General features: G+C 38.8%; 25 protein-coding genes. 9 read left to right on the top strand and 16 right to left on the bottom strand.

Annotated elements, in window-relative coordinates:
• Positions 1-107: 107 nt before the first annotated feature.
• From M3175_RS16530 to M3175_RS16505, 6 genes are read left to right on the top strand one after another with little or no spacing between them, the layout of a single operon-like run.
• Positions 108-329 (top strand): spore germination protein, encoded by a 222-nt coding sequence (locus M3175_RS16530; protein ID WP_119707179.1) that lies wholly within the window; start codon positions 108-110, stop codon positions 327-329.
• 15 nt (positions 330-344) lie between these two features.
• A complete protein-coding gene (locus tag M3175_RS16525) occupies positions 345-608 on the top strand; it encodes a spore germination protein GerPB (RefSeq protein WP_251521223.1) in 264 nt (87 codons plus the stop codon).
• Between the two features lie 18 nt (positions 609-626).
• Complete coding sequence (gene gerPC / locus M3175_RS16520) at positions 627-1244, top strand: spore germination protein GerPC (RefSeq protein WP_251521221.1); 618 nt, start codon at positions 627-629, stop codon at positions 1242-1244.
• Positions 1244-1426, top strand: coding sequence for a spore germination protein GerPD (locus tag M3175_RS16515; protein WP_251521573.1), 183 nt, complete (start codon positions 1244-1246; stop codon positions 1424-1426). Before gerPC ends, M3175_RS16515 begins: the two co-directional genes overlap by 1 nt.
• Position 1427: 1 nt before the next feature.
• On the top strand, positions 1428-1802 hold the full coding sequence (locus tag M3175_RS16510; RefSeq protein WP_251521219.1) for a spore germination protein GerPE: 375 nt from the start codon (positions 1428-1430) through the stop codon (positions 1800-1802).
• Positions 1803-1840: 38 nt separating this feature from the next.
• On the top strand, positions 1841-2059 hold the full coding sequence (locus tag M3175_RS16505; RefSeq protein ID WP_251521217.1) for a spore germination protein: 219 nt from the start codon (positions 1841-1843) through the stop codon (positions 2057-2059).
• Positions 2060-2072: 13 nt separating this feature from the next.
• Here M3175_RS16505 and hlpB read toward each other — a convergent pair whose 3' ends face one another.
• The 5 genes from hlpB to M3175_RS16480 form a co-directional block, all read right to left on the bottom strand.
• Entirely contained in the window at positions 2073-2384 is a 312-nt protein-coding gene (gene hlpB / locus M3175_RS16500) for an HNH nuclease-like protein HlpB (RefSeq protein ID WP_251521215.1), read from the bottom strand.
• A 57-nt stretch (positions 2385-2441) separates the two neighbouring features.
• Positions 2442-6215, bottom strand: coding sequence for a helicase-exonuclease AddAB subunit AddA (gene addA / locus M3175_RS16495; protein WP_251521213.1), 3774 nt, complete (start codon positions 6213-6215; stop codon positions 2442-2444).
• Positions 6181-9687 carry a helicase-exonuclease AddAB subunit AddB gene (addB, locus tag M3175_RS16490; RefSeq protein WP_251521211.1) on the bottom strand — a complete coding sequence of 1169 codons (3507 nt, stop codon included), beginning with the start codon at positions 9685-9687 and terminating at the stop codon, positions 6181-6183. Before addB ends, addA begins: the two co-directional genes overlap by 35 nt.
• A gap of 211 nt (positions 9688-9898) precedes the next feature.
• A complete protein-coding gene (locus M3175_RS16485; protein WP_251521209.1) occupies positions 9899-10765 on the bottom strand; it encodes a Cof-type HAD-IIB family hydrolase in 867 nt (288 codons plus the stop codon).
• Positions 10758-11540 carry a DeoR/GlpR family DNA-binding transcription regulator gene (locus M3175_RS16480; protein ID WP_251521571.1) on the bottom strand — a complete coding sequence of 261 codons (783 nt, stop codon included), beginning with the start codon at positions 11538-11540 and terminating at the stop codon, positions 10758-10760. Before M3175_RS16480 ends, M3175_RS16485 begins: the two co-directional genes overlap by 8 nt.
• A gap of 199 nt (positions 11541-11739) precedes the next feature.
• On the opposite strand from M3175_RS16480, the gene M3175_RS16475 reads away from it, so the two are divergent.
• Complete coding sequence (locus M3175_RS16475) at positions 11740-12507, top strand: alpha/beta fold hydrolase (protein ID WP_251521207.1); 768 nt, start codon at positions 11740-11742, stop codon at positions 12505-12507.
• 116 nt (positions 12508-12623) lie between these two features.
• On the opposite strand, the gene fabG is transcribed toward M3175_RS16475, so the two are convergent.
• The 3 genes from fabG to M3175_RS16460 all read right to left on the bottom strand — a co-directional run bounded on the left by fabG (position 12624) and on the right by M3175_RS16460 (position 16249).
• The gene (gene fabG, locus M3175_RS16470; protein WP_251521205.1) at positions 12624-13364 is read right to left on the bottom strand and encodes a 3-oxoacyl-ACP reductase FabG; all 741 of its coding nucleotides are present in this window, start codon (positions 13362-13364) and stop codon (positions 12624-12626) included.
• Between the two features lie 97 nt (positions 13365-13461).
• Positions 13462-14100, bottom strand: coding sequence for a TVP38/TMEM64 family protein (locus M3175_RS16465; RefSeq protein ID WP_251521203.1), 639 nt, complete (start codon positions 14098-14100; stop codon positions 13462-13464).
• Between the two features lie 151 nt (positions 14101-14251).
• Positions 14252-16249: an alpha/beta hydrolase family protein gene (locus tag M3175_RS16460; RefSeq protein ID WP_251521569.1), complete on the bottom strand. Its 1998-nt coding sequence runs from the start codon at positions 16247-16249 to the stop codon at positions 14252-14254.
• Positions 16250-16452: 203 nt separating this feature from the next.
• Here M3175_RS16460 and M3175_RS16455 point away from each other — a divergent pair, with 203 nt between their 5' ends.
• Entirely contained in the window at positions 16453-16827 is a 375-nt protein-coding gene (locus tag M3175_RS16455) for a YhjD family protein (RefSeq protein WP_251521202.1), read from the top strand.
• Positions 16828-16849: 22 nt separating this feature from the next.
• On the opposite strand, the gene M3175_RS16450 is transcribed toward M3175_RS16455, so the two are convergent.
• The gene (locus M3175_RS16450; protein WP_251521200.1) at positions 16850-17413 is read right to left on the bottom strand and encodes a competence protein ComK; all 564 of its coding nucleotides are present in this window, start codon (positions 17411-17413) and stop codon (positions 16850-16852) included.
• A gap of 192 nt (positions 17414-17605) precedes the next feature.
• On the opposite strand from M3175_RS16450, the gene M3175_RS16445 reads away from it, so the two are divergent.
• Positions 17606-17842, top strand: a complete 237-nt coding sequence (locus tag M3175_RS16445; RefSeq protein WP_251521197.1) for an IDEAL domain-containing protein — start codon at positions 17606-17608, stop codon at positions 17840-17842.
• 37 nt (positions 17843-17879) lie between these two features.
• Here M3175_RS16445 and M3175_RS16440 read toward each other — a convergent pair whose 3' ends face one another.
• The 7 genes from M3175_RS16440 to M3175_RS16410 all read right to left on the bottom strand — a co-directional run bounded on the left by M3175_RS16440 (position 17880) and on the right by M3175_RS16410 (position 24280).
• Complete coding sequence (locus tag M3175_RS16440; protein WP_251521194.1) at positions 17880-19154, bottom strand: M48 family metallopeptidase; 1275 nt, start codon at positions 19152-19154, stop codon at positions 17880-17882.
• Between the two features lie 128 nt (positions 19155-19282).
• Positions 19283-19588, bottom strand: coding sequence for an AzlD domain-containing protein (locus M3175_RS16435; protein WP_251521191.1), 306 nt, complete (start codon positions 19586-19588; stop codon positions 19283-19285).
• Complete coding sequence (locus M3175_RS16430; protein ID WP_251521188.1) at positions 19578-20309, bottom strand: AzlC family ABC transporter permease; 732 nt, start codon at positions 20307-20309, stop codon at positions 19578-19580. The genes M3175_RS16435 and M3175_RS16430 overlap by 11 nt, the downstream gene beginning before the upstream one ends.
• Positions 20310-20459: 150 nt before the next feature.
• Positions 20460-21254 (bottom strand): ABC transporter ATP-binding protein, encoded by a 795-nt coding sequence (locus M3175_RS16425; protein WP_251521566.1) that lies wholly within the window; start codon positions 21252-21254, stop codon positions 20460-20462.
• The gene (locus M3175_RS16420) at positions 21229-22260 is read right to left on the bottom strand and encodes an ABC transporter permease (RefSeq protein ID WP_251521184.1); all 1032 of its coding nucleotides are present in this window, start codon (positions 22258-22260) and stop codon (positions 21229-21231) included. The genes M3175_RS16425 and M3175_RS16420 overlap by 26 nt, the downstream gene beginning before the upstream one ends.
• Positions 22261-22329: 69 nt before the next feature.
• Positions 22330-23325 carry an ABC transporter substrate-binding protein gene (locus M3175_RS16415; RefSeq protein ID WP_251521181.1) on the bottom strand — a complete coding sequence of 332 codons (996 nt, stop codon included), beginning with the start codon at positions 23323-23325 and terminating at the stop codon, positions 22330-22332.
• A 178-nt stretch (positions 23326-23503) separates the two neighbouring features.
• Positions 23504-24280 carry an enoyl-CoA hydratase-related protein gene (locus M3175_RS16410; RefSeq protein WP_251521178.1) on the bottom strand — a complete coding sequence of 259 codons (777 nt, stop codon included), beginning with the start codon at positions 24278-24280 and terminating at the stop codon, positions 23504-23506.
• Between the last annotated feature and the right edge of the window lie 14 nt (positions 24281-24294).

The raw sequence follows: 24294 nt of genomic DNA, 5'->3' as shown, positions 1-24294 counted from the left end.
AATTCTGTTATAGTACAAAACACATAATTCAACTTTTTTCATAAAAAAATCACATCTAGTTTCTAGGCACATACAATGTAAGGAATCTTAAACAAAGGGTGTAGTGTATGCCAGCAATAGTCGGTGTAGCTCAAGTAATATCAATTGGAAGTAGTTCCATTTTTCATATTGGAGATGTATATAAAATCATGCCTATTTCTAATGCCAAGACATACTCAGGGGCAGGTTCCTTTAATACAGGGGATGGGTTACGTGTTTATAACAAGTTTAGTTCTACTAATGCCTATGACCATGATGGTATTGACCAAGGAAATATTCTAAATGCTTAATAAGCAGGTGAAGATATGAATTTCTATATTCAACAAAACATCTCTATAAATCTTTTACGTATTGATGCGATTACGAACTCATCCGTTTTACAGATTGGCAGTGCTGGAGTGATTCGCCCAACCGCCCATCTGTATAATACTGGAGGTTTTACAGGACCTGCGCCTGAACCTATTCATCCCGGTGGTACAATCGTAACTACTCCGGATTCGGCTGAACCTACAGGAAGTGATACTGGATCGTATATAGATTCTCCAGCTGTTCCGTTATCCATTTCATAAAGGAGGGGAGGTGTCAGTATGAATAATGAATTCTACGAATACTTAAGACAGCTTCACCAACTTGTTGAAAGTCAAGAACACCGGATTCGAGCTCTTGAACGGAATGTATTACAAATGCAAAAAGAGATATCTCAACTCAAAGAAAGACCACCTGTACATGTGGATCGAATAGAATACAAGTTTGATCAACTTAAGGTAGAGTCTCTGGATGGTACTTTAAATATTGGACTCAATCCATCTGATTTACAAGGAATCGAGGATTTCTCTGTTCCAAATCAATCCATCAAGACTCCTTCCCCTCCAAAGCAAATGTTCCAAAGAACAATGGAACTCGAGGATATTGTATATGAATATATGGGTAATCATTTACCTGCTATCTTTGAGAAAACCCAAGCAAAACTGCAAACAAATCTTGATGACTCGTACTATCACTTTATTGAAGAAGATATCAAAAAACAAATTCCAAAAAGAATTGAACATTATTTACGAGAGTTTTCCTCAGGAGTTATAGAAAACGAGGACCGCTCAAGGTTAGAGAAAATGATAACTGACCAGTTTCACAAGGAAATGGAGCATGGCGTCGAGGTTTTTATTAAGAATTTACCGGAGAATGTGAAAGGGATGAAACAGGAATGATGAATTTTCAAGTATACAATCGTGATATACATGTGGGGGATATTCGAGTGGTCGGTGTATCGAGTTCTTCTATATTAATGGTAGGAGATGCGGAAACCATCCAACTAGCATCCGTATTTGATACTCCAGCTGAATCTCTTATTATTGGCCCCTTTGTACCTTTAACTGTGGAAGGTAGATAGTATGCTTCAACGATCAAGTTCTGTTAAACATATTCACATTACGAATGCAGCAATATCATCCGTCATTCAACTTGGGGATTCAAAAATTATTAATGGTTTAAATAGGGCAATTGCTGTGCAACGGGAAATGCAGTTGTTTATTGGTGATGAGGAGGATTTCTCAAAATATCCCATTTTTCAACGCCCCATTAATTTTCCTCAAGACATGGAAGAAGTGATGATCTCTTCCTTTCATCAAAATCCAATGATTCATGTGAATACCATTAATGTTATTGCCTTTTCGTCCTCTTCTATTCTTCATATTGGAAATACGCAAGCAGTTAATATGGAAGCACGCATCAAGCATATTCGTCAGCTGTTACCAAGGAGAACTTAATACAGATTGATTAGACTTATACGTAAAGGATGTTTTATATGCCTGCAATTATCGGTCCCGTACAAATTACAACGGTGAGCGGTGGAATTGTGCAATTTGGCGATGCACTCTACATCTCACCTAAGAGCAACTCTAAATCTGTCAGTGGTGCCGGTGCTGTAAATACAGGCGGCATTGTTGTTACTAATAACGGATTGTCAGCAAGCAATGTGTTAGATACTAACTTAATTGACCAGCCAACATTAGGAAATAATTAGGTGGAACTCTGTTTCACCTCTTTTTTTGCCTTCTATCCTTTGATTTTGATACAGTAATAAGCTTGGAAGAGGGTTGTTTCTGAATCCACTTTACAAACTTTTTTATTGTCTCATCATCACGTAGTCTTTCAATCGTGTTCATACGAGCAGCCAATTCCTCATTAGTATAGAGGGCATGAATTTGCTTATGACACGGCAGACATAGCTTGGCCGTTGGTAAAAAAGATCCTCCAAGCTCCTTCGGTGTTAAATGATGGATAGTAATCTCGACATCGTTGCGCAAACAAAGCTCACAATCACCAAGAACGACTGGTTTCTTTCCCATTTCCTTCCCTCCTAAAAAAATAGCCAGCAAGAGTAATGTCTCCTGCTGACAAATCATTTAGTCCATTTTCATGATATGTGCACCATCGAAGAAGAATAAATACGATTCATTTACTTTCTTCTTCCATATTTCTTCTAATGCTCTTCTATATAACTCAATCTGGACTTTGTAACGATCTTCAAGAATCAACTTCGCTTCTTCATATCCACCCTTGTAACGATCATGAATTCCATCGGTTTTAAAATCAAGGAGGACAAGTCCTTTCTCATCTTCAAAAACACAATCAATGATACCTTGAAGGAGTACGGCCTCCTCCTCTCCTTTCCAATCTGCATACACTTCACTAGCAGGTAAAGATAAACTAAAAGGGATCTCACGCAACACTGTGTTTGCATTTAATAATCTAACACCGAGCTCTGATTCAAAAAATTGGATCACCTGGTCAACATCTATAACCTCCAGCTGCTCAACCGTTAACAGTTCACGCTGAACCATTTCATTTAATTGACTGGTTATGCTATCAAAGGTGATCGGTTTATTGAAGTCAATCTGCTGCATCACCGCATGCATGGCCGTTCCTCGCTCGGCTGGGGTTAAGGATTTTTCCTGCATAAATCGTGGACGATTCATTAGTGGTTTCCTGAATTTCTTTTGCAATTCTATTCCACTTTCTTCATCCTGCAATTCTCTTTGCCTTTTCACTTCAGACACAGACTGCTTGGAGCGATGAGTAGAGGGTGCGAAGTATTGATACTTGAACTCTAATTGTGAAATCACCTGTTCGTTTCTCTCTGATTTAACCGGCAGTTCTTTCCCGTCTTTTACAAGTTCCAATAAATGATCCTTTACTTCTAAGACCGTTTCCTTCATAGAAGCCAACTCTACTCCATCAATTACTTCTATCTTCCAGCATGAAGAATGGTTCGAAATCTCTTCTGGGACAAGATGTCCGATTTCCTTTCCCTTTCGCAACTTCTGACAATCTTGATGCCTGATTAAGGATGGACCAATCCAGTCTAGGTAGCCCTTGGCTGATTGACGGTCATACTCTTTTAACAGCCATTCCGAATGGGTTGAGAATTGCTCCCAGTCCTCAAGCTTCTTTTCTACATTCTTAACAGTTCCTAGTAAATATAAGTACTCTTTTGCGCGGGTTAACGCAACATACAAAACACGCATTTCTTCCGCTAGCATTTCAAGTTTCTTTTTACGTTTAAAAGCTAGCTGGGGCAACGATGGATAAGATATTCTCTTCTTAGGGTCCACATACTTTGCAGAAAAGCCGAGCTCCTTGTCCAGCATATAGGATCTCCTAATATCCATCATGTTGAACTGGCGACCCATTCCAGCCACAAACACGACTGGAAATTCTAATCCTTTACTGCTATGAATGGTCATGATTCGAACAACATCTTCACTTTCGCCGAGTGCGCGAGCAGCACCTAGGTCGTCCCCACGTTCTCTCATTCTTTCGATAAATCGAAGAAATCGGAACAGTCCACGGAACGATGTTTGCTCATATTGTCGAGCCCGGTCATATAGAGCCCGTAAATTCGCTTGTCTCTGTTTTCCGCCTGGTAGACCACCCACAAAGTCAAAGAATCCCGTTTCGCGAAATAGCTGCCAAAGTAACTCTGATAACGCACCTTGTCTAGCAGCCGTACGCCATTTTGATAAATTCTCCATAAACGGAACAATCTTCTCATGCGCCTCTTCATTCATTTCCGTTGGCGCTTTTCGGTAAAAGGATGCTAGAGCCTCGTAAAAAGATCCCCTTCGATCCTCCATACGAATTCGCGCCAGGTCTTCTTCTGTTAAGCCCACAATCGGAGAGCGAAGAACAGAAGCAAGTGGGATATCCTGATATGGATTATCAATGACTTGTAGCAGAGACATCATAATAACGATTTCTGTTGCTTCAAAATAACCCGTTGATAGGTTCGCATAAACCGGTATTCCCTGATCTTTTAATTCCTCCATAATCTGCGGCGCCCACGTCATTGATCGAAGCAAGATAACAATATCTTTATATGAAGCTGGCTTTGAGCTTTTTGTTTTAGGATTGTAAACAGGCTTTCGTGCTTGGATCAGATCGTTTATCTTACTCGCAATAAGCTTAGCTTCAAGCTGAGCTTGTGCCAGCTCTTCTTCATCAAAGGAGTCACCTTGGATTTCATTATCCCCTTCTTCACTCACCATTTCCTCTTTACCGTCACTATTAATGATTAATAATTCGACGGGAACAGCTTCCTCTGGATAGGAGGCACCAGTAATTAACTCAGCCGCTTCATCATAGTTAATTTCTCCAACTAATACACCCATGATCTGTTTGAATAAATAGTTTGTAGCATGAAGAACTTCCTTTCGGCTCCGGAAATTCCGAGCTAAATCAATCCGAAGCCCAGATTCATCACCCTCTGAGGTAAATCGGTTATATTTACCCAAAAATAAATTCGGCTCTGCTAAGCGGAAGCGATAAATCGATTGCTTTACATCTCCCACCATAAATAAATTCCCTGTCTTCTCTTCGTCTTTAGTTACTAAATTTAAAATCGCTTCCTGAACCATATTTGTGTCTTGATATTCATCTACAAGAACTTCTTTAAATTGACGGCGATAGACACAAGCTTCCTCAGAAGGTTTGAACTCATGATCCGTACTTTCTTCTGAATTTGATAAAATCTGGAGACAATAATGCTCTAAATCAGCAAAGTCGACGAGTCCTTTTTCCCTCTTTATTAAGTCGAATTGTTTAGAAAATTCCTCTACAAGCCTAACCAATGTTTGTATATACGACTTCATTTGCTTCATGTCATGAATGAAGCTTTGCGATTTTCGCGAAAAAAGCTCAGCTTGTAAGGCTTGAACCATTTTCTTTCCTTTGTCTCGAAGTTTTTGAGATTTTTCTAATAAAATCTCATCATACTCCGTTTTTTTACATGGTTTTAGCTTTGAAAATGATTCACTAAGCAATGTGTTATATAATTCATTCCACGAATGGTTACTTGCTTCAAGTAATCGGTCAATGATTCTTATATCATCCGTAAATGTTTCCGCTCGAGGACTTGGCCCTTCTGGAAGCTTCGTTATTTCAAGAGCGGCTTCAAATAACCCCCTTGCTCCTTGAAGCTGGAGTTGAATATCGAAAAGTAGTGTCTGATAAAAGGGCAATGATTCGATCGTCGTTTGTTCATCTACATCATACATATCAATAATTGATTGTAGATAGCTCTTGGGCGATGGATTGGAACGCGCAAAGTCATAAAGCTCCCGAATAATCACTTGAAGTGCCGCATCGCTGCGGTCATTTGAAAACATATCAACCAAATCAAAAAATTCAGTATTAGCTTCCTTCCCGTACTCTTCTTCAAATAAAGTATCTAAAACCTCATCTCTCAAAAGCTGTGCTTCCGTTTCATCCGCGATTCTAAAACCGGGATCCACTTCAATTTTATAATAAAACTTCCGAATCACCTCTAAGCAAAAGGAATGAAGAGTGGATATGCTTGCCTTATTTAATAAACTTAGTTGCTTTCTTAAATGTCTCGATGTGGGATTGTCATCAATTGCCTTCTCCAGTGCTTCTCCCATACGGTGCTTCATTTCTGCCGCAGAGGCATTTGTAAAGGTAACGACTAGCATTTCATCAACGTCCATCGGATGATCTTCCGAAACAATCTTCTTGATCATTCTCTCAACAAGAACGGCCGTTTTTCCTGACCCTGCTGCAGCTGCAACTAATATATCCTGTCCATTCGCAACAATTGCTTTCCACTGATCGTCTGTCCAAGTCACGTCACTCGGCTTCGGTGGAAGTTTCATGCTCACCATTTTCAACACTCTCCTTCCGCATCTTTTCTATAATCGTCTCCTTATCTTCAACCTTCAGCGTCCTATATTTATTAGCCTGTAATGACTCATCGAATTGACAAACAGACTTGAAAGAACAAAAAGTACAAGGTGTTTTCTCCTTCATTTTATAAGGAGAAATTTGAACCGCACCGTCGACAATACTATTTCCAGTCTTTACATACATACTTCTAACATACGACTGCAACTGATTAAATTCTTCCTTACTTGCCACTTTTGATCTTTTCGTTAGCGACCCGTCTTTTTTAATTCCTGCAGAGATAATCGTCGATTCACCAGACTCCAAAGTCTGATCCATGAGTTTGATCACATTTTCCTCGCCTAGCAATAAACCATTCATCTTAAATTTTTTGAAAAGCTCTGCTTCAATCTCATCCAACGTAAGCATTTTGCTCGTACTGATCATCGGATTATGCACATGGAAGTACACAACACCTGCTGGGCTAGCTTTTGTACCAATCAAAGATTCTGAGTTTGAAATAATGATATCTAAATACGTAAGCATTTGCAGGGCCAAACCATAATAAATTTCGTTTACATTTACATCTTTTGCACTGGATTTATAGTCGAGTATTCTCAGGAACACTTCACCGTCATGAGCGGCTTTGTCCACTCGGTCAATACGGCCCACTAGCTCCATCTTTGTCCCATTTTTCAAGGTAAATGGTGCAGGCTTTATTTGTTCCGTTGGTCCAAATGGTAATTCAAGCCCTACCGGTGCAAATCCGCTTGCCTTCGCATGGTCACGTAAAATCAGCGAAGCCCGCTGAATAATTTGTTCGAGCTTTCGTTTAATATAATGGTGGCGATTCGAGCTTAATAGAATTTCATTTTGTAGTTTTGGAGCAAGTAAATCCACTGCTTGCTTTGCCAAATTTTCCATTTCATCCTTTGATACATCTGACCACGACAACTTGCTCGCCACAATTGTTTCGGTAATATACTTTAATGCTGCGTGAAAGAGCTCTCCAATATCCGGTGCTTCTAGCTTAAATACTTGACGTTCTCTAAGCTTTAATCCATGCTGAGAGAAATGTGAAAAAGGACAGCTATGGAACATTTCCATTCGGCTGACACTTGATTGTATTTCTTCTCCATACAAATCCTTGCTCGTCTCCTCAGACAGCTTAGTTGTACGATTTTCATAGGTTAAGCTGGAAAGTACTTTCCGCACATCCCTTTGAAAATGCGGCTTTGACTGGTAATAGTTATACACATCCCACCATAAGTCGTAGATAGGGTAATTTCTTTTCTTTAGCTGAAGCTGTGACGTTAAATATGCAAGAGCCGTATTTTCATGTGCAACAAATTTTAATTGATCCAATTCACCAAGTTCCGAAGGCTCAGACATAAACGATAGTGCTTCACTATCTGGAAACATATCAACCATTCTCTTAATATAAGGTGAGGCAATTAATGCCTTTCCTTCAGAATTAGCTAAAGGATAAGAAACATATAAACGCTCAGACGGAGTGGTAAAAGCCTTGTAGGCGATAAACTCCTCATCCAATAAGCGGGTTTTGCTGCTCGCGGCAATCTTTAAACCATTTAGCGATAACTGCTCCCTGTCTTCATCGGCAAATATTCCATCCTCTGAAAATTTAGCAGGTAAAACTCCTTCAGTTATTCCAATAATAAAAGCTACTTTCACATCGGTTAGACGAGATTTTTCCAAATCTGCACCTAGCACTTGGTCCATTGCCGGGGGCACTAAAGAGAACTGCAGTGCTTCTAATCCTGCATCCAATATCTTTGAGAACTGCTTAGGAGAAACCTTTTCATCCCCTAACATTTCAACAAACTGATCCAAAAGCTCAATCACACCGTTCCATGCTTGATCATGCTCTCTTGCTTTTGTTAATTCTCCCTTTTCCTCTTCTGTTATTTTCCATCTCTCAAGCTTTGCAGGTATTTCTAATTCCTCCAGATACAGAAAAAGTGCCTCAGCTAATTTGCTTCCATTCTCTGCCTTTTTCAGTCTTCTTGATAAGCGAAGGATCGGTGCTGAGATCATTAATCTAAGCTCGTTTAACTTCTGTTCGCGTTCTTTTTCCTTATCTGTTTGGGCTACAGATTCTAATTCAAGTCCCCTCATTCGGCGATATACCCAACGATCACGTCTTGTCCACTTATCTCCTTGAATCCCAAACGCAAGGACAAAGTTTTCAAGCTGATCCATTTGCTCTCGCAGTTTATTTGAATCAACATGAAGTGGATAAAGAAGCTCTGTTTTCACTGCTTGAAACACAGGTTCATAACGCCAGTACCCGTTGATGATTTCAAGTGTGGAGCGAATAAGTTCGATAACAGGATGATGAAGCATCGTACGTTTTTGGTCCACAAAGAATGGAATTTCGTAATCATCAAAGACCGTTTCTATTAAATCTTTGTATTCATGACCATTTCTCATCATGATGGCAATGTCTTTGTATCTATAATTCTTTGTTCGAACAAGTGATAGAATTTCGCGTGCAATTCCTTCAATTTCCGCTCGACGATTTACCGCTTGTCCAATCGTTACAGCAGTTTCCCCTTTAAATATATTTGTTGGACGCGTATCAAAAAATGTTTCCAAATGCTTGAGTGATGGATGCTGCCACCTTTTTTGCTCACAAAAAAAAGTTTCTCTTATTTCTAATTTTTCTACTCTAGCAATTTCATACAGACTTTGACAAGTCTCCGCATTCATACGGAATAAATGCAATTCATCTGGATATTTTTCATTGTACGGTTCATCTAAAGTAAGAGTGATCGTTACTTTTTTACAATGCTTCATGAGCTGACTTATGATGAAATACTCTTGAGGTGTAAAACTGTAAAATCCGTCAATATATATTTCTGCATCCTTTAAATAATGCGATAGTGGAATTTTTTCAGCTAATAATTTGAAATAATCCTCAGAGTCCACGTATGAACCAAAAAGGGCATCTTCAAAATGTTTATAAATCAACTCAAGATCATGTAGTTTATCCCGAAGGACATTATTCATTTGCTCAGATTGCTGCTGAATGAGCAACTCCTCTGGCCTGACTAAATATCTTTTAAATTCAACCAACATTTGTTCGAGCTGCTGGATGAACCCATTTTTATCAGCAGAAAGATTAAAGAGCTTTAATTCTGCTTTTCTCTCTTCAACAATTTTACGAATCAACATATTAATCCCAACACTATTTAAGTGGTACCTAGTATTCCCACCCGTTTCCTGCAACACTCGCCAAGCTAGCCTTGAAAAACTAAAAACCTGAGTTCGAATCATTCCTCCAAGCCCAGGTGTTGTTATCAATTTATATTCAGAAGAAAATGTCATTTGGTCAGGTACTAAATAAACAATTGGGTCTCCCACTGGTTGTTGTAGCATTTCTTCTTTAATCTCATCTAAACAAAATTGCGTTTTTCCAGTTCCAGATCTCCCAATTACTAAGTGAACTGCCATAAGAAAACCTCCCTCGTACGTACGTTCCTTCTCTATCCTATTATCTTACCATAGGTACTCGATAAAATAGGGCAATAACCTTCTAACCGTGAATGAATTTTTCTTTCCAGTTTTAAAATCAAAATTCAGAAATAAAATAGGCCAACCGATAGGGTTGACCTTTATATCTTGGTTGTCACGCCTTACATCAAGTTACGCCAACCACGGATATCTATTTTTTAAGTAGACGATAGATAAAATGAGCCACTCCATGTTCATGATTTTCAAGAGTTACCTCATGTGCTTTTTCTTTTACTGCATCATCAGCATTTCCCATGGCAGCACTTCTCCCTACCATCGTTAACATGGATATATCATTGTAATTATCTCCCACTGCTGCCATTTTTAGAAGTGGAATTTGTATGATTTCTCCTAATTTTTCTAAAGCCTTTCCTTTTGAGGAGTTTTCATGTACAAATTCAAAATTATGTTTACCCGATGAAACTATATTCAATCCTTTTAATCCTCTAAAGTTTTCTTTTGCTTTATTTAATTTTTCATCGTGAAAGGAAAAGGCAAGAATATTATAAATATCTGCATCATGACTAATGATGTCTTGATAAGAGGGGACAAATTCAAACCCCGTTTGACTATACTGAGTAGCTAGTGCCCGCTGTATATCTTCTTCATTGACAGAAGGATTTTCCGATCTCAGTTTTTCTGCTTCCATTGCTAGTAGTTCTCTCCCGTGCTGTGGTGTGAGCAATGTATTGTCGGCAAACACTTCATAATAAAAGCCTTCATCCTCTAACCATTTCAAGATCGGTTCTACTGCATCTTTATCAATGGGAACCGAGTGAACTTTCTCACCGTTCGGATGATGAATCGTTGAACCATTCGCGGAAATGATCCATGGAGTAATCGGAAAGTTACATGCATTAAGTATGTTTTTAACATCGTGATAAGAACGACCTGTTGCAATAACGACCATGACTCCTTGATTATGGGCAACGGTCAACGCCTCCATGTTTTCAGCACTGATGGTATTTTCATGGCTCAACAACGTCCCATCTAAGTCAATTGCGATTAAATTAGTCATTTTCTTCTTCCTCCCCCTTGCCAGCGATGACTAACTCTACGCCATTCTCTTGTAAGAGTTGCATAATGTCCTCACTAGGCAAACGATCCGTGATTAGTACATCTATATCTGTAAAACTTCCAAATTGGAAGAAACCTTTGACCCCAAATTTGGTATGATCAGCTAATACAATCACTTGTCTTGCCTGCTGCATCATTTTTTTCTTTAACATTCCATCCTCTTCATGAGCACTTGTCAAACCCATTTCGGATATACCCACTGCTCCAATAAAAGCTTTATCAACCGAATACTGTGCCATTTTCTCAATTGCTTGCGATCCAAACAAATACCGATGTTTTTTGTGTAGCTCTCCTCCAACTAGATGAATGGAGGCAAGTGGATGTTTAGATAAAATTTCTGCTGAGTTAATGGAATTAGTAATAAATGTACATTCCATATTTTCTACATGCTCGGCACATGCTTGAACGGTAGTCGAAGCATCTAAAATAATAGCATCTCCGGTTTTTAGGAATGTTGCGGCTTTTCCCCCAATTATCTGCTTTTCACTAGAAACTGCCTTTAAACGATGATTATAGTCCATAACCATCTGATGTTCGGTTGGAAGCAATGCTCCTCCCCTCGTCCGGATAATTCGTCCTTCCTCTTCAAGGCGAACCAAGTCTCTTCTAGCAGTATCTCTGGAAACCTCTAATTCTGAACAAATATCTTCAACAGTAATTCGTTTATATTCTTTTAAATAACGAAGTATAGCTACTAAGCGTTCTTCTTGATACATCATTTTTCATCTCACATTAATTATTTATAAGTAATTATAAGTAATTTTGCACTATTTTTCAATATTTTTAAGTAATTTTAATTCAAATTAAGTAATCAGGCAGTTTTCATCATTTTTACGATTGGTATTTTATACCTACTTTGAACATCATTCACTTTCCACATACTATCTAGAAAGAAACTTGGATAGGTGATACTGCATGAAGAGCATCGTAGTTAATGATGAACGTATCTGTTATGAGGATATTGGTGAAGGTATTCCTATTATTTTCCTTCACCCTCCAGGTATGGGAAGAAAAGTTTTTTATGAGCAAAAAGCTTTATCGAAGCATTTCCGCATTATTTTGCCTGATTTAGCTGGACATGGGGACAGCTCCTACAATGTGAAAAGAGAAGTGTCGGTCGAACGATTCGGCGAGGATATCATTGAGTTTATGAATTCGTTGAATATTACAGCGGCTGTTTTTTTTGGTTATTCCTCTGGTGGAGCTATTGCTCAATATTTGGCTATCCATCATCCAAACAGAGTCCACACTCTCATCTTATCGGGTGGTTATCCGATTGTTGATCATTGGATGATAAAAAGTGAGCATCGTTTAGGAGTTTTGATTGCAACAAAAGGCAACAAATTTTTAGCTAATGTTCTGGCAATTTCTCATACAAAGGACCGACCATTTCGCCGTGAGTTAAAAGAGCATATGTACAAAGCAAACCACCATGTTTGGGCAAAATACTATTATGACGTTATGCATTTTAACTGCAAAGATGATTTAGCAAAAATTACTGCACCCGCTTTGCTAATATACGGAAGCAAAGCCGATTCGTTTAATACGTACATTAAAACGTATAAAAAAGAACTGACTGATGTCGAGATCTTTGTTATCAAAGGAGAATCACATCAGTTGCCCACTAGACAGCCTAGTTATGTTAATCAAATCATTACGGGGTATTTGTTGAATAGGCAGTAGGTGAGAATGGAGAGGGCCATTAAGGCTCCGCTCTCTTCTCATCGATTCGCTTTTACGAAAGTTTCACAAGAAAACCGCAAAAAAACTAGCCCAAATATATTTGGACTAGCTTCGAGTTACATCATGATTCCCCCATCAACATGCAGTACAGTACCATTCACATAGTTGGATTCATCCGATGCTAAGAATAAGTATGCATTCGCAATGTCTTCAGGATTTCCTAGTCGACCAAGTGGGACCATCATCTTCATTTGTTCTATTACTTTTTCTGGTACTTTGGCTGTCATTCCTGTAGCGATAAAACCAGGGGCCACTGCGTTTACATTGATTCCTTTACGCCCAAGCTCCTTGGCCCATGTTTTTGTCATACCAACCACGCCCGCTTTGGTGGCAGCATAATTGGTTTGACCCACATTGCCGTATACTCCAGAGACAGACGATGTGTTAATGATTCTCCCTTTTCCTTTAGAAACTAGAATAGGAAGCACGGCTTGAGTACAATGAAACACCCCTGTTAAATTTACATCAAGTACTTGTTGAAAATCTTCCACCGCTAACTTTGACAGCATCGCATCACGAGTAATTCCAGCATTATTCACTAAAATATCAATTCCACCAAAACGACCAACTACTTCCTCCACCATTGTATTTACACTATCACGATCAGCTACATTTACTTGAAAAAAAGCCACTTGATACCCTTTTGCCTTTAATTCCTCTGTCTTTATTTCTCCTAAGCTCGCATCGTAATCTGCTAAAGCCACCTTTGCTCCTTCTTTCGCAAACAAGCTCGCTGCTGCAAAGCCAATTCCGTTTGCCGCCCCTGTAATGATTGCTACTTTCCCCTGTAATCTCATAATTCTCCTCCTCAGTTTAAAAGACTCTATCTTTCGGTATCGCTTTCATTTTATTCGTGAGCTTTGCCCGCCAAATGAGCCCCCTCCTTTTTGTTGTCTATCGATCCTTTATTTTGATCCTTTCCGGTTCACTTACTCTCGTTTCAACACGGTTGAGACGGGCCTCAATCCTTTTTCCTATAAACCAAAGCAAGATAATAACAAAACCAACGATCGCTGTACGAATGGGTTGAGTAATCAAAGAATAGATATCGTAGCCAACAAAGCTAATCGTAAAAATCATCACCATTTTCCCGGTCAAAACAGCGAGCATATATTGAGCAATACTAATTTTAGATAGTCCAGCTACAATGTTCACAACAGCTGATGGTGTAAAAGGAAAGCATAGAAGTAAAAATAGTGGGCCAAATCCATGGTTCTCCACCCAAACCATTAGTTTTTGTACTTGAGGATGCTTTTTTAAAAAGTTTAATATTCTCTTTTGACCAAACTTCCTAACCAAGAGAAAAACAATTAATGCTCCACCCGATGCACCTATCCAAGAAAATAAAAATCCAAACCATAATCCAAATGCACTTGCATTTGCCATCACAAAAAGGAAGAGTGGTAAAAACGGAAGGAACGCTTCTAGTAATGGAAGTAATATTCCCGGCAGCGGGCCAAAGGAACGATATTTTTCTATTAATTCCATAATATTTTCAAGAGTAAACCAAGCTTTGATTAATTCTACATCCATTACTTAATCTCCTCACGTAAATAAGCTGCATCTTATTCTAACATGGTCCTTTTTTTCATATTGTACACCTCCTAATTGAAAAAGAGAACGAATTCGCCCATTTTATGACAAAAATACCCACAGGACTAGTTTCCCATGGGTATTAACTAGATTATTGAATGTATTCTTTAAACCATCCAAGAATATGGTTTAGTCTCTCGATTCTTAAATTGGGCTTTCCACTTCTTGATAACTCATGATTCGATTCAGGGAAACGTACGAATTTCGTTTCTTTTTTACGATGCTTTAACGCAATATATAACTGCTCAGCCTGCTCGATTGGACAACGATAATCCTTTTCACTATGCAAAATAAGAAGAGGTGTTTCTATCTTTTTTACATAGGCGAGTGGGGAATGCTTCCACAATGTATCAAAGTCCTCAAGCTCTGCTTTTATTTGCCAGGCATTAAAATAATACCCAATATCACTTACTCCGTAAAAGCTAATCCAGTTCGATATCGAGCGCTGGGTAACTGCCGCCTTAAAGCGATTCGTATGTCCAACAATCCAGTTTGTCATAAAGCCACCATAGCTTCCGCCAGTAACCCCTAGTTTATTTTCATCTATAAAGTCAAAATTCCCCAATGCAAAATCGACTGCATCCATTAAATCTGCATAATCTCTTCCACCATAATCTCCACGAACGGCATCAACAAATGACTGACCGTATCCGTGACTGCCTCTTGGATTAATAAATAAAACAGCATATCCGGCTGCAGCTAACATTTGAAATTCATGAAAATACGTATTGGCATACATCGCGTGAGGCCCACCGTGAATTTCTAAAATACACGGATACTTTTCACCCTCATTGAATGCAGCCGGCTTCATAATCCAACCGTGTAACTGCCAGTCATCTGTAGATGTAAATTCAATTTCTTCGACGTCAGCGAGGACCACCTCTTCAAAAAATTCTTTATTTACACTTGTCAGTTGCTTAAGCTCTCCCGTAGGTACATCCAATAGGTAAAGATCTCCTGGCTCCGTTGGTTTACTGATTGCTACGACTGCTCGATTCACTTGCCCACCCGTAGTTGCACCATATACATGCTGCTTATCAAGCAATGCTGGATACAGCTCCCCTTCTACCGAACCGTAATATAGAACGGTATTTCCATGATCGGTTGCCAAGAAATAAAAACTTGTACTGTTATCTCCCCAAAGCAAGCCTGGAGTAACGACCCCTTGATGAAAATCCCCAATTGCGAAATCTCCGACAAGCAAGTCAGTTCCTTCTGTTAAGCATGATAATGTTTCTCCCTCAACATCATAAATCCAAAGCTTAGTCAAAGTGGCATTCTCAAATTCTCTTTCGTGACCAAAGAGACCGATATATTTTCCGTCCGGAGAAAAGCTAGCACTGCCAAAATAACCTGACCCTTCTGTCACTTTTCTTAGCTCTTTTGTTTTTATATCTAACAAAAAGAAATCATTGATGAACGAAAAATCTGCATCATTGCTTAGATCAGCTGATACGGCAAGTGTATTCCCATCTGGAGACCAGCTTTGTAAATGGATATCCGTATCGCCCGAAGTCATCAGTTGTACTTCTCCACTTTCAACGTTCACGATGACAACCTGGTTTATTTTTTCATCTAGGAATCCGGCTGCATCCGATTTATACTTCATCTTCTCTACTACCAATGGCTTCAGGAGCTTTGGATTTTCCTCATTTTTGTCTTCTTTCTCACTAAGTTCTTCCCCTGGTTTTAACCCGGTAGTAAAAGCGATTTGTTTTCCATCCGGTGACCAAACCGGGTTGCTAACCCCATGAACTATATTTGTAAGCTGTCTCGCTTCTCCACCCTTTTTATTCAGTATGTATATTTGTCCCTTTCCGCTTCTCGTTGAAACAAACGCTACCTTCTCTCCACACGGTGACCATCTTGGAGAAAAATTTCGATCCGTACCAAAAGTCCATTGAACAGGTTCCGATTTCTCCTCGACATTCATGTAATAAATATTGGATACATACTCATTTTTCTTTTCATCGATGGACGTTTGAATATACACAAGGTCTTGCCCATTGCTAGCTAGCTGCGGGTCTGCTACTGATTTTAGTAGATATAAATCTTCTGCCACTAACGTTCTTTTACTCACCCATATCATCTCCTTCATATTTACTTATTTATTTCGATAACAGAAATATGATTCCTTCTAAAAAACTAATTTTTTCTTTTTTCTTTTCGCAAACTAACGCACAACAACATTTGAAATAAATCACGAAAGGTAGCATCTTGCCTTTCCCTCATAAATCGTATAAAATAAAATAGAACAAACGTTCTTATTTTAGTCTGAAAGGTTCGATAAATATGACTAGAATTCCACCGGAAGAAAGAAATATGATTGAGCAGGCCATCTACTTACCAATGGTACTTACTGTATTAAATCGTGACATTCAAAGTGTTAACACAAGTACGATTAAGTTAAAGGAACCATATCTTCATTTAATCGAAGAAACCATGAAGGTCGTCCAAAAGGAGCTTAGTGAGATTAAGCGCTATATGAGTAAAAATAAAATGAAAGTATATCAGTCCAATCACGACGAAGCGTTTACAATGTTCACCTTTCTTTATAAAGGATACGAAGAGCATCATAATTATTTTAATCCAAGAATTCGAAACAAAGTCCAAGAACTGCTTGAGTACTATTTATTTAAGCGAGAAAAAAACAAAACAGAAGCATAGAGCTGCTCCTGTTCATGTTGACTTAATGGCCGTAATTTCCATAATCCAGTTGGTTTTCTGACGCCCTCATCTTTTTCCCAAAATTCACATACATGGTTCTTGTATCCTCTAGACGCTTTCCTAACTTGGATCGTACTAGCAAGGTTCTTGAGATTTGGTTGTGAAAAGAGTTGTAGGAAATTGGAATATTCATGACTTCCTTGTTCGTGAACATGACCGTCGTCTCACTCTTATCACCCTTTTTATAATCGACGATATGCTCATGAGCAAGCCAAATACATTCCGAATTATCGGGGGAAGTGGTTGGAAAAAAATAGATGAAATTTGTAGGGGAAACAGGAATGGGGACCTTATGTGTAATTCCAGTTAGCTGTCTAACTCCGTCCTTTCTACCTTCATAACTTGATCCAAAAAACTGACAGCTCTTTTTTATGATTTCAATAGGCTTAAAAGGGGAAAGGCAAGTATCTTCTGTTTCATATACCTTTGAATATGTTTTGCACCCATATGTAGTAGGCATAATCACCATCGTAAATGGGTTTATTTCATACTCCTCTACCAGATTTCTTTGATGCTGCATTCTCATTCTTTCATCTCCTTATCACAATTTTGATTCACCTCCTATCATATCAGCTTGAATAAAAACAATATGAGATTTTGTAAAAAATTCGGAATTAGTTCACAATTGAAACGTGAAATTTCTAAATTTTTTAAAAATTCTGTTGATATTTTCTGTATTGTTAAATATAATATGAAAAAGACATCAGAGGTGATTTCAATGAAAGAAAAATCTTATACAGAGCTAATGAAATCCAGTGCCATGAATCGTAAAAAAGCGAAGGAATCATTTGTGTTAGATTTGTACGTTGAGATGCTGCTGTCAGAATCATTGTTAAAAGCGGAAAAAGAAAAACTAACAAAACGAATTGATCAAGCCATTGACGAAAGAAACAAACCAGAGTTTTTTAAGCTATCAAATGAATACAAGCTGTTAACGAAGAGGTTCGGGACATAATATGAAATGGGGCTCCTTATCAAGGGCCCCATTTTTCTTATTGCTGATTTCTTTGTTCAAGTTCGTATTCTTCAATTCTTGTAATTCGCTCAAGCATGGTTGGATGACCATATCGGAAGATTTTCACAAGAAGAGGTGGATTTACCTGACTAAGACCCGCTTTCGTAAGCTCTTGGAATGTTCCAATCGCAGCCTCTGAATTCTGCGTCATTTCTATTGCATAGTGATCCGCCCGCATTTCTTGGTATCGTGACACCGTATTTGAAAAAGGACTTGAGACATACATCAACATTGATAACAACAATAGAAACAGTGGAAGCGATCCAATATCGTTAACTGCAGAAATTTTTAATGCCTCTCCCCATCTGCTCACAATCACTCTCATTAACTTCGAGATGATATAAAGTCCTAGCAAGGAGAACACCAAATACCCTGCTATCCCAATATACAAGTGCTTTTCCACATAATGTGCCATCTCATGAGCCATGATAAATAGAATTTGGTCTTCGGTTAGTCGATTAAGGGTCGTATCCCATAAAACAATTCTAGAATTAGATCCAATCCCTGTTACATACGCATTGAGGGCATTCGTCTTTTCTGCCATATTCACTTCAAATACATGCTCCGCAGGAATTCCAGCCGTGTCCGCTATATCAAGGATTTTAGCCTCAAGCTCCTTATTTTTAAGAGGATAGAAATCATTGTACAAAGGATCAATCACTACAGGCTGTAAAAACATCATAAATAATGTGAATGGTATGGAAATTAACCATGCATAAAACCACCACTTCTTACCGCTCTTTCTCATCAGCCAATACAGAACAGTCACAATGAGAAACAACGTACCGTAATTAACCCAAAAATCAATCAACTCGTCCTTCATCCATGACGAAAAGGATTGAGTTGAAATATTGTATTTCTTTGAGAGTGAATAGCTAACATAGCTTAATGGAGTCGTAGCTATAAAGGCAGCTACCGACAACCAAATTAAATAAATGGCCTGCTGGAGAATCCGATATTTAGCCGATTGTTCCGACCAGCGCTTAAACGCCTTTGATAGACCAAACAATAGAATAAGCAAATAAAATAACCATTCAATAGGGGTCGAGATAAAAAATAAGAAGTTACGAATTTTTGAGTATTCTTCTGTTAACATTAACTCTCTTTCATTTAAAAAAGTAGCAGGATCTGCCTTCGTTCCCTGGTATTCAAACGGTAAGCTTGATTGTGAAAAATAAAATAAATACCAATAAAAAAAGAGTACATATAAACAAAAGGCAAGCACACCGTACAAGCCAATTTTCTTAGCCAAAACATATCTCCCCTTTCCACCTTGTCCAATCCTTTTGTACTTATTTTAGTTATAAAAATAGGATTTAGAACCAGTAATTACTATATCCCAAAAGATAATAAAAAAACTGTTCCTCCAGGAGAAACAGTTTAGAAAAAATAAGAGTACACCGTAAGTACCGTGATGGAACCAAGAACGACTATTATTACATTTGCACCGAGAAAAGCAGCGATAAACGCGGCTGCAGCCCCAAGGATACCGTACCAAAGGTCATCTTGAATAAATAATATGCCAGGAAATATTAGTGCCCCAAGCGTCGCATATGGTACGTTTTTCAAAATCCCCTGCAAAAATGTGGGTAATTCTTTTCCTTTAAAAAGGACGAACGGAAGCATTCTTGGAATATAAGTGACCAATCCCATTCCGACAATCATCCATAGAATCTCACTTTTCATGTTCCCGCACTCCTTCCCGTCCCCTTAGTGTTTGGACAACTTCCACTATAATAGCAGATAGCAAAGTGGAAGCGACAATGGACCAGCCAGTAGAAAGGACTTCAATCATCGTAAATATCGTATTAAAACTCGCAGCTATGACCGCTAAAAAGACCACCTTCACACTCTTTTTCATTGAAGGAACCAAAAGTCCGATAAACATCGCATAAAGAGCAACAGACATACTTTCTTGAAGAGTCACTGGTAGAGAAGCACCAATAATATGGCCTAAACCGGAATTAATGACCCAGCTCGAATATGAAACGGTAATGACTCCAAATAAAAATCCCGTCGAAACCTTACCATCTCTTAATGCGGCAACAGAAAATGTCTCGTCTGTTATACCAAATGAATAAAGCATTTTAAGCGAAGTGCCTTCCTTTTCAACTTTTTCATTCAAGGAAGCTGACATGAGGAAATGTCTGATGTTTACAATAAAGGTTGTTAATACAATCTCAAATACTCCTGTACCAAGTGTGAGCAAGCTAAGTGAAATATATTGAGAAGCACCAGCGAATACTATGATACTCATTAGTACGGTTTCAGTAACCGTAAGCCCTGTTGTTTTTGCGAGCAATCCAAATGTTAACGCAATTGGAAAATAACCAATACCAATCGACAATCCTGCTTGTATTCCTTTTCGGAACTCACTATTACTTCTAACAGAAACTACTTCATCCAAAAAAATTCACCACCATGTTGTCTATCTTCTACGAATCTAACAAAATACATAAAACTGGAAACTCAATATCGATTATTATACCTGTACAGATAATATCCATCAAGAGACACAAAAAAAGAAAACACACAGAGAGTCTCTCTGATGTGTTTTCTATACAAGCACCGAACGGTCACTACTCATTTTAGAACCACGAATACGCTGGAATTCCTCTAGAAGCTTTTCGACAGTTAGCTTTGATTTTTCCTCTTCATTGGCTTCAAAAATGATTTGCCCACTATCCATCATGATCAGTCGGTTACCAAGATCAAGTGCCTGTTGCATATTATGGGTGACCATTAACGTTGTTAAATTCGTTTCATTCACAATGTCTCTAGTTAGGTTTGTAATAAGCTCCGCTCGTGATGGATCAAGAGCAGCTGTGTGCTCATCTAAGAGAAGGATTTTGGGATCCGTAAAGGTTGCCATTAATAAGGATAATGCTTGACGCTCCCCTCCTGATAAAAGTCCAACCTTCGCATGAAGACGATTTTCAAGTCCAAGATGAAGCGACTCTAATTTTTCAATAAAAAACTCTCTGCGTTTTTTGGTTACTCCTCTGCTCAACCCCCGTGATGATGCTCTTGAATAGGCGATAGCTAAATTTTCTTCGATTGTCATAGAAGGAGCTGTTCCTGCCATGGGATCCTGGAACACCCGACCAATGAGACGAGAACGTTTATGCTCTTTCATCGAAGTAACATCCTGACTATCTACCTTTACCTGACCAATATCAGGAAACATTTTTCCAGAGATAAGGTTCATAAGAGTTGATTTCCCAGCTCCGTTACTTCCAATCACAGTGACAAAGTCTCCCTTATTCAAAGACAAATTAACATGATTAATGGCAATCTTTTCATCCGGTGTGCCTTCATTGAACACTTTATAAATCTGATTTAGCTGCAGCAAGCTGTTCACCACTCTTCTCTAAGGAGTTATTTTGTCTTAATGCTGATTCAAGCAGGCGTTTTTTCTTACGTTGTCTTTCTTTTTGCTGATTAACCAGTTTAGGAACAACAAGGGCAGAAACTACAATAATCGCAGTAATTAACTTCATATCTCCCGTTTCTAAAAACTCTACTCGTAACGCCAATGTAACAATAATTCGATATACAATCGCACCACCGATTACAGCGAAGGTCGCACGAACAATACTTTTCGCTCCAAAGATGGCTTCACCGATAATGACCGATGCCAAACCGATGATAATCATACCGATACCCATTCCTACATCACTAAATCCATTGTACTGAGCAACCAGGGCACCAGCAAAGGCAACAAGGGCATTCGATAGACCTAAACCGATTACTTTTAACGTATCCGTGTTAGCAGAAAAGCTTCGAATCATCGTTTCATTGTCACCTGTCGCACGTAACGCAAGACCGATATCTGTTTTTAAAAAGGCATCGATTAGTCCTTTAATAATAAATGCTAGGATGAGCATAAAAAGCAAAATTCCCCATGTTTTTGGAGTATAGTCAGCTAACCCTATGGAAGCAAACAACGTACCGATTGTCTGATCAATATTTAAATTCATCCAAAAATCCGAAATTTTTGTAATAACCGTTTCCTCTGCTAAAAGTGGAACGTTCGATTTCCCCATAATTCTCAAGTTGATCGAATAAAGAGCAATCATCATTAGAATCCCAGACAATAAGGGATTGATTCCTCCTTTAGTGTGAAGAAGCCCCGTCATGCAACCGGCAATAAAGCCTGCGACAAGTGCCGCTATGGTTGCGATAAAAGGATTGGTACCTGACACAATTAAAATAGCAGCAACTGATGCTCCGGTTACAAAGCTACCATCCACTGTTAAATCAGGGAAGTCTAGTATTCTAAAAGACAAGTACACTCCAAGCGCCATAAGGGCATAAATGGCACCTGCCTCCACTGATGAAAAAATCGCTGTAAACATAGATGCTTCTCCTTTCTTACATACGGAAGGGCTTCAAGGAATCAATCCAGAAGCCCAAACCAATATTCATTAGTCTACAAGTTCCGCAAGTTCTTTCCATTCGTCCTTTATTTCAATACCCATTTCCTTTGCAGCTGTTTGATTGATTACTAGCTTTAGGTTTTGTGGATACTGAACAGGTAATTCTGATGCCTTCTTTTCACCTTTTAAGATTTGCGCAGCCATAACTCCAGCTTCATAGCCGATATCACCATAGTCAAAGCCGAATGCTGCAAAACCACCGCGTTTTACTGAATCTAGCTCGCCTACAAACAATGGTAAATCTTCATCATTAGCTACTTGAATAACAGACTCTAAAGCAGAAACTACTGTGTTATCAGTAATGATATAGAACATATCCGCCTTACCGATTAATGATTCAGCTGCTTGCTTTACTTCAGAAGAAGTAGAAACCGTAGCTTCAGCAAGCTTTAAGTCTGTCCCTTTTAGCGCTTCCTTGACAAGATCGATTTGGGCAACTGAATTTTGTTCACCTGAATTGTAAATAACTCCAACCGTACTACCACTAAAGTTCTCGTTCATAAAATTAACCATATTCGGAATCGCGTCTGGATGTGTATCTGTTGTACCTGTAATATTATCTCCTGGCTGATCCATAGCCGTAACTAGACCAGCACCTACAGGATCAGTAACAGACGTAAACACAATTGGAATTTCCTTTGTTGCATTTAACGCGCTCAATGCACTTGGTGTAGAGTTAGCAAAAATCAAGTCCACTTTATCACCAACAAAGTTGTTAGCAATCGATTGGTTATTATTTTGGTCTCCTTGCGCAATTTGCACATCATATTCCACGTCAAGTCCTTGTTCTTCAAGCGCTTTTTGGAAGCCTTCAAGAGCCGCATCTAACGATGGATGCTCTACAATCTGAGTCACACCGACTTTAAGTGTCTTTACTTCTTCCGAATCTCCATTTGCATTATCCGTTTCTGAGCTGCCACAGCCACTTAAGAATAATGCTCCTGCAACCGAAATGGCTGCGAGTGATTTCATTTTTCTTAGCATAATATTTCCCCCTCTTACTCTCTCTCTATCACTTTTTTACTTTTATGCTTTTATGCACTAAATTATCTACCTATTATTATATAAGGAGCCGTTCTTTTCTACAAGTCTTTTTTATAAATTTTCTAAATATTTATTATACTACAAAAAAGAACCAATCGATTTCGACTGGTCCTTTGATCTACTTTCCTTGAAAATTCGGTTTTCTCTTATCACTAAAAGCTTGTAACGCTTCCTTCCGATCCTCAGTTGGTATCGTTACCTCATAAGCTTTCCTTTCAATCCTTAATGCCGTATTCAAATCTACATTCATCCCTTGACGAACAGCAAATTTCGCTTGCTGAAGGGCAATTGGTGCATTAGCGAGCATTTCCTTAGCTAGCTCTATGGATTCATTCATAAGGGCATGCGATTCAGTCACTTTGTTCACAAGCCCTAATTGTTCTGCCTGTTCAGCTGTTATTTTTCTAGCAGTTAAAATAAGTTCCAATGCTTTTGTTTCACCAATCAAACGTGGCAAACGCTGTGTACCACCTGCACCTGGTATGATTCCAAGACTTGTTTCAGTCAAACCCATCTTGGTGCCTTTGACCGCAAGACGGAAATCGCAGGCTAGAGCCAGCTCCATTCCACCACCAAAGGCGTATCCATTAATTGCTGCAATCGTTGGTTGAGGAAGCTCGCTTATTTCTGAAAATACTTCTCCGATTTTGTGTACATTTCTCATCACATCATCTGGTGAGAGGTGTTTCCGCTCCTTTAAATCAGCACCTACACTAAAGGCTTTATCACCTGTACTGGTGATAATAACAGCACGCACTTCACGGTCATGACGAATTTTTTGTACAATTTCCTGAAGCTGCAGCAAGGAATCATAATTGAAAGCATTCATAACATCCGGACGATTTAAAGTAACAAAACCAATGAAGTCTTTTTTTTCAAAAAGTATAAGGCTCACAGCTCATTCCTCCT

Source organism: Robertmurraya korlensis (assembly GCF_023715225.1).
Lineage (GTDB): Bacteria > Bacillota > Bacilli > Bacillales > Cytobacillaceae > Robertmurraya_A.
The sequence above is the reverse complement of the archived record's forward strand: the minus strand, read 5'-3'. Positions and strand labels throughout refer to the sequence as shown.